At 30.1% G+C, this 10,263-nt stretch carries 8 protein-coding genes and 1 pseudogene; 8 read left to right on the forward strand and 1 reads right to left on the reverse strand.

Annotated features, from left to right (window positions below; all coding sequences use genetic code 11):
* Positions 1 to 92 precede the first annotated feature (92 nt).
* The 5 genes from ACRC8M_RS06535 to ACRC8M_RS06555 all read left to right on the forward strand — a co-directional run bounded on the left by ACRC8M_RS06535 (position 93) and on the right by ACRC8M_RS06555 (position 6,219).
* The gene (locus ACRC8M_RS06535) at positions 93 to 1,268 is read left to right on the forward strand and encodes a sugar ABC transporter permease (protein ID WP_438528396.1); all 1,176 of its coding nucleotides are present in this window, start codon (positions 93 to 95) and stop codon (positions 1,266 to 1,268) included.
* A 12-nt stretch (positions 1,269 to 1,280) separates the two neighbouring features.
* Complete coding sequence (gene xylB, locus ACRC8M_RS06540) at positions 1,281 to 2,729, forward strand: xylulokinase (protein WP_438528397.1); 1,449 nt, start codon at positions 1,281 to 1,283, stop codon at positions 2,727 to 2,729.
* 147 nt (positions 2,730 to 2,876) lie between these two features.
* Positions 2,877 to 4,625, forward strand: a complete 1,749-nt coding sequence (locus ACRC8M_RS06545) for a flavocytochrome c (protein WP_438528398.1) — start codon at positions 2,877 to 2,879, stop codon at positions 4,623 to 4,625.
* A gap of 138 nt (positions 4,626 to 4,763) precedes the next feature.
* On the forward strand, positions 4,764 to 5,549 hold the full coding sequence (locus tag ACRC8M_RS06550) for a sulfite exporter TauE/SafE family protein (protein ID WP_438528399.1): 786 nt from the start codon (positions 4,764 to 4,766) through the stop codon (positions 5,547 to 5,549).
* 49 nt (positions 5,550 to 5,598) lie between these two features.
* The gene (locus ACRC8M_RS06555) at positions 5,599 to 6,219 is read left to right on the forward strand and encodes a DUF1847 domain-containing protein (RefSeq protein ID WP_438528400.1); all 621 of its coding nucleotides are present in this window, start codon (positions 5,599 to 5,601) and stop codon (positions 6,217 to 6,219) included.
* A 48-nt stretch (positions 6,220 to 6,267) separates the two neighbouring features.
* Here ACRC8M_RS06555 and corA read toward each other — a convergent pair whose 3' ends face one another.
* The gene (gene corA, locus ACRC8M_RS06560; protein WP_438528401.1) at positions 6,268 to 7,314 is read right to left on the reverse strand and encodes a magnesium/cobalt transporter CorA; all 1,047 of its coding nucleotides are present in this window, start codon (positions 7,312 to 7,314) and stop codon (positions 6,268 to 6,270) included.
* Positions 7,315 to 7,493: 179 nt separating this feature from the next.
* On the opposite strand from corA, the gene ACRC8M_RS06565 reads away from it, so the two are divergent.
* From ACRC8M_RS06565 to ACRC8M_RS06575, 3 genes and pseudogenes are all read left to right on the forward strand, one after another.
* Complete coding sequence (locus ACRC8M_RS06565) at positions 7,494 to 8,522, forward strand: PTS transporter subunit IIC (RefSeq protein WP_438528402.1); 1,029 nt, start codon at positions 7,494 to 7,496, stop codon at positions 8,520 to 8,522.
* A 47-nt stretch (positions 8,523 to 8,569) separates the two neighbouring features.
* Positions 8,570 to 8,884, forward strand: a complete 315-nt coding sequence (locus ACRC8M_RS06570) for a hypothetical protein (RefSeq protein WP_438528403.1) — start codon at positions 8,570 to 8,572, stop codon at positions 8,882 to 8,884.
* 228 nt (positions 8,885 to 9,112) lie between these two features.
* Positions 9,113 to 10,003, forward strand: a pseudogene (locus ACRC8M_RS06575) (IS256 family transposase).
* Positions 10,004 to 10,263 lie beyond the last annotated feature (260 nt).

Raw genomic sequence — 10,263 nt, forward strand, 5'->3', positions numbered from 1 at the left:
GTTATGCATGAAGGAGAGATAAAGGGGATTTTAGATAATCAAGATCTAACGCAAGAAAAAATAATGGAAATAGCAATAGGAAGGAGTTAAATATGAACGAAACAATGCAAGTAGAAGGAAAAATTTTAAATAATAAAAAAAGTTTTTTTAAAAATATATTGAGTCAAAATATATTTATGATTATATTATCGATTGTTTTTATATGGATTGTTTTTTCTTTTTTTACTGATGGAAAATTTTTAACAGCTAGAAATATTTCAAACCTATTTAGACAGATGTCTATAACGGGAATGATATCAATAGGAATGATTTTTGTTATTATTTCAAATGAAATAGATCTATCTGCTGGATCTGCAATGGCTTTATTAGGTGGAATTGCAGCAATGTTGAATGTAAAATTAGGTCTTGGAGTAGTTCCTGTTGTTATTATAACTTTATTATTGGGAATGTTAATTGGTGTTTGGAATGGATTTTGGGTATCTTTAAAAATTCCATCTTTTATAGTAACTTTGGCTGGAATGTTAGCTTTTAGAGGAATCTTAGTGGGGATAACTGGGGGAAGAACAATTGCACCTGTTAGTTCTTCTTTTAAATTAATTGGACAAAGCTATATACCTAATTTTGTGAGTTATATTATAGTACTTGTTTTAATAGGTTTTATGGTATTTTCTAATGTGTTAGATAGAAAAAATAAAATAGAAAATGAGCTTGAGGTAGAGTCTGAAACAAATATGTATATAAGAATACTTTGGAAATCACTGTTAATGCTAACAGGAGTATTTCTTCTAAATCAATATTATGGAGTTCCAACTCCTGTAATGATTTTGATAATATTTATAGCGATTTTTTCATTTATAGCTAAAAAAACAGTTTTTGGAAGATTGATGTATGCAGTAGGTGGAAATAAAGACGCTGTAAGGCTTTCAGGTATAAATGTTGATAGAGTAAAAATTTCTATATATGTTGTTCATGGTATATTAGTGGCTATAGCTGGATTAATACTAACCTCTAGACTTGCTGCAGCATCAGTGTCAGCAGGAACAAATGCAGAGTTAGACGCAATAGCTGCATGTTATATAGGGGGAGCAAGTACTTCCGGAGGAGTAGGAACAGTTTTTGGTGCAATTTTGGGGGCTTTAGTTATGGCAAGTTTAGATAATGGAATGAGTATGATGAATGTAGAGCCTTCATGGCAGTATGTTGTAAAGGGGTTAATATTACTTTTAGCAGTTTTATTTGATATTTTAAGTAAAAGAAAAAAGGGATAGGAGGGCTTAATTGTGTATATAGGAATAGACTTAGGAACGTCGTCAGTAAAGCTCCTTTTAATTGATGATAAAGGAAAAATAAAAAAAGAAGTTAGCAAAGAATATCCATTATATTATCCTCAAGAGAATTGGAGTGAGCAAAATCCAGAAGAATGGTATGATAAAACTTTTGAGGGATTAAAAGAACTGGTAATAGGTTATGAAAACGAGATAAAAGCAATTAGTTTTAGTGGGCAGATGCATGGGCTTGTTTTATTAGATAAACAAGACAAGATTATACGTCCAGCAATATTATGGTGTGATCAAAGAACATCTTTAGAGTGTGATGAAATAAATAGTTATTTTAATAAGAGTATTTTAAAATTAACAGGAAATGTTGCTCTAACAGGGTTTACGGCTCCTAAGATTCTTTGGGTAAAAAGGAATGAACCAGAAAATTTTAAAAAAATAAAGAAAATTCTTTTACCAAAAGACTATATAGCATTTAAATTAAGTGGAATATATAGTACAGATATGTCCGATGCGTCGGGGATGTTACTACTAGATGTAAAAAATAGAAAATGGTCTGAAAAGATGTTAGATTTTTTAGAGATAAAAGAATCTCAATTACCTAAATTATTTGAATCTTATGAAGTTGTAGGAAGTTTAAAAGAGGATTTAAAAAATACTTTAAGTTTAAAAAATGATATTAAAATAGTTGCAGGAGGTGGAGATCAAGCTGTTGGAGCAATAGGAGTAGGAGCAGTTAACGAGGGAGTTTTATCTGTTGCATTAGGAACTTCAGGTGTAGTTTTTGCAAGTAGCTCAAAGTGTGTTGTAGATAAAGAGGGAAGATTGCATTCGTTTTGTCATGGGAATGGTGAATACCATCAAATGGGAGTAATGTTATCAGCCGCTGCATCTTTAAAGTGGTGGATTGAAGATATCGAAAAGACTAAAGATTACAATAAACTTTTATTAGAAGCAGAAGAAGCAAAGTTTGATAAGAATTTACAATTTCTTCCATATTTAATGGGAGAAAGAACTCCTCACAATAATCCTTTTGCAAGAGGATCATTAACAGGGTTAAATATTCAACATAAAAGAGGAGATGTAACTAGAGCGATATTAGAAGGAATAACTTTTGGTTTAAAAGACACCCTAGAAATAATTAAAGATATGAATATTGATGTAAGAAGTGTTAGGGTAAGTGGTGGTGGAGCTAAAAGTGAATTTTGGCAACAGATAATCGCAAACATTTTTGAAGTGGATGTAGATGTAGTGAATTCAACTGAAGGTCCAGCTTATGGTGCAGGGATACTTGCTATGGTGGGAGATGGAATATATAAAGATGTGAATACAGCATGTTTTAATTTAATAAAGGTTATGAGCTCGAAAAATCCAAATAAAATAGTAGAAAATATGTATAGAGAAAAATATGAGATATTTAAAAAATTATATCCAATACTGAACAACAATTGATTAAAAATTTTAAAGTAATATATCAAGTATATATTACTTTTTTTTTACATTTAAAAAATATAAGTTTAAAAAAACGATAAAATGTTGTTTTTTAGTAGTAAATATATTATTATAAAATATACTAGTATAGACATGGAGGAACTTTAAATGAAAAAAAGATTATTATTGCTATCGTTGATGATAGCTATGGGGAATTTAAGTATGGGAGAAAATTTTAAAGAGGGAACATACTTAGGAACTGCAAATGGATATAAAGGAGAGATAAAAGTGGAAGTAAAGCTCTCTAAAGATAAAATAGAGGATGTAAAAGTTATTTCAAATACAGATACACCGATAATATCAGAAGCACCTGTAAATATTATTCCAAAAAAAGTTTTACAAACACAAGGTCTTGGAATAGATGTAGTAGCTGGTGCAACAGGAACAAGTAGAGGAGTTATTGCAGCAATAAATAACGCAATAAAATCTTCAGGGTACACGACAGATTTAAGAAGGGTTAAAGAGATAAAAGAAAAATTCACTGATAAAGTGGTGGAGCATAAGGATGACGTTGTTGTTATTGGAGCTGGTGGAGCTGGATTAATTGCAGCAATAGAAGCGAAACTAAATGGAGCTAATGTTACAGTTATAGAAAAAATGGCTTTTCCTGGAGGAAATACATTGATATCAGGAGCAGAGTATGCAGCACCAGAGAACTGGGTACAAAAGAAAGAGGGATTAAAGGATAGTAAAGACCAATTTTTCAATGATACAATGAAGGGTGGAGATAATGAAAGTAATCCTAACCTTGTAAGAATTTTAGCTGATAATGCACTAGATGGAGCAGTATGGTTAAAAGATTATGTAAATGTAGTCTTTGAAGATAGACAGATGTTTTTTGGAGGACATTCAGTTAAAAGAAGTTTAGTTCCAAATGGAGCAAGTGGTGTAGAAGTTATTGGAAAATTAATGACAAAAGCAAAAGAGTTAGGTATTCCAGTTTACTTAGAGATGAATGCAGTGGAACTAATAACAGAAGGAAATAGGGTTGTTGGAGTAAAAGCTTTAACACCAACAGAAACACATAATTTTATGGGAAAAAATGGAGTAATTATAGCAAGTGGTGGATTTGGTTCAAATATAGAGATGAGGAAAAAGCATGATCCAAGAATGGATGAAAAAATTCTTTCTACAAATATAACTGGAATAACTGGTGATGGAATTGTAATGGGAGAAAAAGTTGGAGCAGCAACAACAGATATGGAGTTTATCCAAACTTATCCAGTTTGTGATCCAGAAAATGGAGCACTACTTTATACAGGAGATGTAAGGTTAGCTGGAAGTGCAATTTTAGTTAATAAAGAGGGAAAACGTTTTGTTGAAGAGTTAGATAGAAGAGATGTAATATCTTTTGCTATAACGAAACAAACTGGAGGAGTGGGGTATCTGTTCTGGGATCAAGCTCAGCTAGATAAAACAGAAGTGGCAGTTCATCACAAAGGGGAATACGAAGCATTATTAAGAAGAGGTATTTTAGTAAAAGCAGATAGTATAGATGAAGCTGCAAAGCATTTTGGAATAGATGCAAAAGAATTAAAAACTACTGTTGAAAAGTATAATGAATACGCTAAAAATGGAAAAGATTTAGAGTTTAATAAAAGAGGTGGACTTGTAGCATTTACAGAGGGACCATATTATATTCTAAAAAATACTCCAGCTATTCATCACACTATGGGTGGTTTAGTAATAGATTCAAAGGGTAGAGTTTTAGATAAAAATGGAAATCCGATAGAAGGTTTGTTTGCCGCTGGGGAAGTAACTGGAGATATCCATGGAAAAAATCGTTTAGGAAGTAATGCTATTACAGATATTACAGTATTTGGAAAAATCTCAGGAGAAAGTGCAGCTAAAAATTAACAAAAAGTGAATTAAAAAAGCTGTTAAAGATTAAAAAATAAACAAATCAAATAATATGAAAACATTGTGTTGACGTATAAGTGGAGTATCAGATAAAATTAAGCAAAGCAAAAAATAAAATAGTACAAGGGGAGTAGTATGGAAATATTGTATTTTGTAGTTTGTCTAGGGGCATCAATTTTAGGAGCTATAAGTGGTATTGGTGGAGGGGTTATTATTAAACCAATTTTAGACGCTTTAGGAACAATGCAGGTATCAACAATTAGCTTTTTATCTGGATGCACTGTACTTGGAATGACAACGATGACATTATATCGTAATAGTAAGGCTGGAGTAAGACCTGAAAAAAAGAGAGGGACACCCTTAGCCATTGGTGCAGCTGTTGGAGGTCTTTTAGGAAAGCAGTTATTTGATTGGGTAAGAGTTGTAAGTGGAGATCCAAATATGGCTGGTGCAGTTCAATCATTCGTTTTAGCAGCAGTTACAGTTGGGGTATTAATATTTACTATCCAAAAATCTAAAATAACACCATTTAATATAGAAAATACCACAGTATCTTTAGGAATTGGATTTCTTTTGGGAGCTCTATCTTCGTTTTTAGGTATTGGTGGAGGACCAATCAATTTAATGATTTTATATCTATGTTTTGGTTTAAATTCAAAGGAAGCAGCAATAAACTCAATCTACATAATACTGTTTTCACAGGGAGTAAGCGTAGCTCAAACAATTGTTAAAGGTATACCTGAATTTGTTTGGTTAGCATTTGTAATGATGGTTGCAGGAGGAGTAATCGGAGGTACGGTTGGTCCTATAATTTCAAAAAAGCTTTCACTAAAAGGTGTGGATAAAATATATCTATGTATGGTTGTAGGAATAATTTTGATTAGTATTTATAATGGAATGAATTATCTTGGAGTTTTATAAGTATTAAAAATAAAAAACAAAACAAAAACAATGAGTTAGGAGAGAGAAAATGAGTATTTGTGCAAAATGTATGACAAGAGGTTGTTTATCAAAGAATCAAGAAAAAATGCCAAAGGTGTTTTGTCCTAGTAGAAATGAAGAGATGCAAAATAAAGCGAAAGAGCTACATGTTGGAGATGATTTAACAATTGCTATTCAATCGGCACTTGTTGAAGCAGAAGGAAATACAAACTGGACTCGTGTTCAAGAAACTATAGCTTTTGCAAAAAAATGTGGATATGAGCGTATAGGACTAGCTTTCTGCACAGGGCTTCACGAGGAAGCGAAAACTTTTGCAAAAATATTAGAGCACCATGGATTAAAAGTGGTTTCTGTAATTTGTAAAAATGGAGCTATTTTAAAGGGATTTTTAGGAATACCTCAAGAGGAAAAAGAAACTTATGTAAAAAATGATATTATGTGTAATCCAATTGGACAAGCACTACACTTAAATGAAGAGAAAACAGATTTAAATATACTGTTTGGTCTTTGTGTAGGACATGATACTTTATTTGTAAAGCATTCAGAAGCACCAGTTACTGTATTTGCAGTAAAAGATAGAGTATTATGTCATAATCCAGTGGCAGCAATATACCAAGCTGATGCATACTATAAGAAGAAACTATTTTAATAGATAAAAAGAGGTATCTTGAAATTATTCAAGATACCTCTTTATAATTTACCACCATTTCTTCTTTTTGAAAAAATATCCTATTCCACAAATTATTAAAAACATAATAAATAATAGTAAAAAATATCCATATTGCCATTTCAATTCTGGAATTACTTCAAAGTTCATTCCATAAAGTCCTACTAAAAAGCTTAAAGGAATAAAGATTGTAGAAATCATAGTTAAAACTTTCATAATTTCATTCATTCCAGCACTCACAGTAGTATGGTAGAGTTGAATTAATTCATTGCCTTTAAGAAATAAATTTTCAACATTTTCAAGAGTAACATTTACATGATCATTTAAATCTTCTAAGTAAATATCAATATCTTCACTTAAGTATTCTTTGATTTCATTACTTTTTAAAGTAACCATAAATTCTTTTAACGGAGTTATTGATTTCTTTAGTTTTAAAATATCTTTTTTTAAAGTTAATATTTTTTCAAACTCATCTTTACTTGGAGATAAAACAATAATCTCTTCTAACTCGTCACTTCTATTGTTTAGATTATCTAAAATAACAAAATACTCATCAATAATTCTATCTAAAAGACCATATGTTAAATAGCTAATATCTTTTTTTCTTAATCGTCCAATATCTTTTACTATTCTATTTTTTATTGTATTAAAAATATCATTTTTAGATTCTTGGAAGGTAATAAGTGTATTTTCTAATAAAATTAATGAAATTTGTTCATATCTAAATTCATTGTTCTCATTGTGTGTTATTAATTTTAAAACTATAAAGATCAAGTTATCTCTTACTTCAATTTTAGGTCTTTGATTATTACTAACGATATCCTCTAAAACTAAATTATCGATATTTAAATATTCTCCAATTTTTTTTATTAAATCTACATCATGAATACCAGATATATTTATCCAATTGTTCATTTTAAGGTCTAAATTTAAAATTAAGTCATCTTTATAAGTAATTATTTTTTGATCTACATTTTCTTTATTATAAACAAACGTTTCTATTTCTATTGGATCAAGCTTAGTTTTAGTCCCTGTGTACATTATAGTTCCAGGTTGAAGACCTGTTTTTAATTTCATAAAGTATCTCCTTTATTTACATAAATATTATGTATTTATTATAATTTTGTAACTATTATAAAATAATGTTAGCATAGTTTTTAATTAAAGTCAATTTATCTCTCAAAGGGGTTATAAAAAGTAGCGAGAATATTTTATTCTAATCTATTTTTAGGTTTGATGTGATATAATATATAATTATGAAGATACGTGAATTTTTAAAAAGAAAAAATGTAGAGTTATCAGCAAAAAAATATTTTGTGGATGCGTTAGGGGCTATGGCACTGGGAATGTTTTCTACTTTAATAATAGGATCAATCTTAAATATGCTTGGGCAACAATCGAGCATAAAATTTTTAACAGATATTATATGGCCCATTGCGAGAGATATAACTGGAGCTGGTATAGGAGTAGCAGTAGCACATAGCTTAAAAGCTCCACCATTAGTTTTGTTTTCATCAACTTTCACAGGGATGGTAGGATATTCTTTAGGAGGACCTGTTGGGGCATATATAGCATCACTTATTGGAGCAGAATTCGGAAAAATTATTTCAAAAGAAACAAAACTAGATATAGTTTTGACACCAGCAGTAACAATTTTAATAGGAGGATTAATAGGAACAAGCGTTGGGTCAGTTTTAGGAAAAGTAATGACTGCAATAGGATTTCTAGTTATGGAATCAACAGAGTTGCATCCGTTTTTTATGGGAATGTTGATATCTGTGTTTATGGGAATGGCTTTAACATTACCAATTAGTAGTGCTGCTATTGCTATGATGTTAAGGTTAGAAGGGCTTGCAGCTGGAGCAGCAACACTGGGATGCTGCACTCAAATGGTTGGGTTTGCAGTAACAAGTTTTAAAGAGAATGGGTGGGGAGGATTAGTAGCCCAAGGGTTAGGAACATCAATGCTTCAATTTTCAAATATAGTTAAAAATTGGAAGATTTGGATACCTCAAATATTAGCATCAATTATTTTAAGTCCACTTGTAACAATAGTTTTTAAAATGGAAAATAGTTTTGCAGGAGCAGGAATGGGGACAAGTGGATTAGTAGGAATACTTGAAAGCTACATAACTATGGATAAAATAGGAAGAGGTGGAATAAAAACAATTATTTTAATAATGGTTCTTTATATTTTACTTCCAGGAGTGGTGACCTACCTAATATCAATTTTTCTTAGAAAAAGAGAGTTTATAAAATCTGGGGATATGAAAATAGAAAATTAAAATAGAAAAAAGATCATATTAAGTGATCTCAGGCTGTAGAGAAGTAATTGTCTACAGCTTTTTTTTATGAAGGAAATGTATTTGTTGATGGAACTCATATAAAAGCAAGCGCTAATAATAAAAAAAGTATTAGTAAATTTGTTGAAGTTAGTGCTAAATTCTATGAAAAATCTCTTCAAGAAGAAATCTCTAAAGATAGAGAAATTAATAAAAAAACTTTAAACTTTGATGAAAAAACTGATATAAAAAGAATTAAAGTAAGTAAAACTGACTCAGAATGTGGAGGATTCCATAAAGGTGAGCAAAAAAAGTATTTGCATATAGTGCGAGCACAGCCTATGATAAAAATAATTTTGTTTTAGGGTTTGTTTTAATTCCTGGAAACTACCATGATTCTTCATTTTTGTAGAGCTTTATCAACAAGTGATAACTTCTTATCCTGAGTTAGCACTATCGTTGTTAACTCAGGATATCGAACTCCTGCTATAGCAAAATTAATAATAGATGATAATAGAACTCCAATTTTTCCGTATAAGAGACCTATGACAAAAGATGACTTTTTTTAAAAATACGAATATATTGAAGATAAAATTATCTCTATATATGGGCATGGAATGACTATTTCTGAGATTAATGCTCATCTTGAAGAGATTTATGGATTAACATTTTCAGCATCACAAATTAGTGGAATAACTGATAGAGTTTTCGAAGAGATAGATAATTGGAAAAATAGACCATTACAAAAATGCTATGCTTTTGTATTCATGGACGCAATACATTTTAATATTAAAAGTAATGGAAAAGTTTCAAATAGAGCTATATATGTTGTTTTAGGAATAGATTTAGAAGGGAAAAAAGATATTTTAAGTATTGTAATAGGAGAGAATGAAAGTTCTAAGTTCTGGTTAAAAGTTGTAGATGAATTAAGAACTGGAGGCATTGAGGATATTTTTACAGTGTTTATTGATGGTTTGAAAGGTTTTAGTGATGCCATTTTAACTATTTTTCCTGAGACTAAGATTCAACGTTGTATGGTACATCAAATCAGAAATACATTAAGATAGATGAATTATCAAGATAGAAAAGGCTATGCTCAGCAGCTAAAAAGTATTTACAATGCGACTAATGCAGAATGTGCATTTGAAGCTTTAGAGACTTTAAAAAATGACCTTCCTGAGTTTGCGCCAGCTCTTAGAAGTTGGTATACTAACTGGAGTGAATTATCGCATTTTTTTAATTTTCCTATGGAGATTAGAAAGATGATCTACACTACCAATATAATTGAAAGTTTAAATAGTCAATTTAGAAAAGTTAGTAATTCTAGATCTATTTATCCTAGTGAAGATGCTTTGTTAAAGGTCCTTTTTCTTTCTAGTAAAAATATTGTGAAAAAATGGAACCAAAAAGTAAAAGGATGGGAAGGAATCCTAAGAATGTTATCAATAGAGTATGAAGGTCGTTTAGAGAAATACTTGAAATAAAAAAGCTATCTTAGCAACAAGTACCTTTAAAGTACCTAATCTAAGATAGCCTATTTGGACATTTAAAATTTGATAGCGAAGAAGTTAATTTACACTAAATTTATAATATCTTCCTTCGCTTTATTTTAATTTAACCAGTATGGAATATTTAATTTTTATATTATTAAATCTATTATTATTAATTTCGTTTCCTGTTTTTATTTTCAAATATAAAAAAGTGTATTCATTTTAATTAAATTTTCTAATCTTGTTATCTATAA

Source organism: Cetobacterium sp. (genome assembly GCF_051653945.1).
GTDB lineage: Bacteria > Fusobacteriota > Fusobacteriia > Fusobacteriales > Fusobacteriaceae > Cetobacterium_A.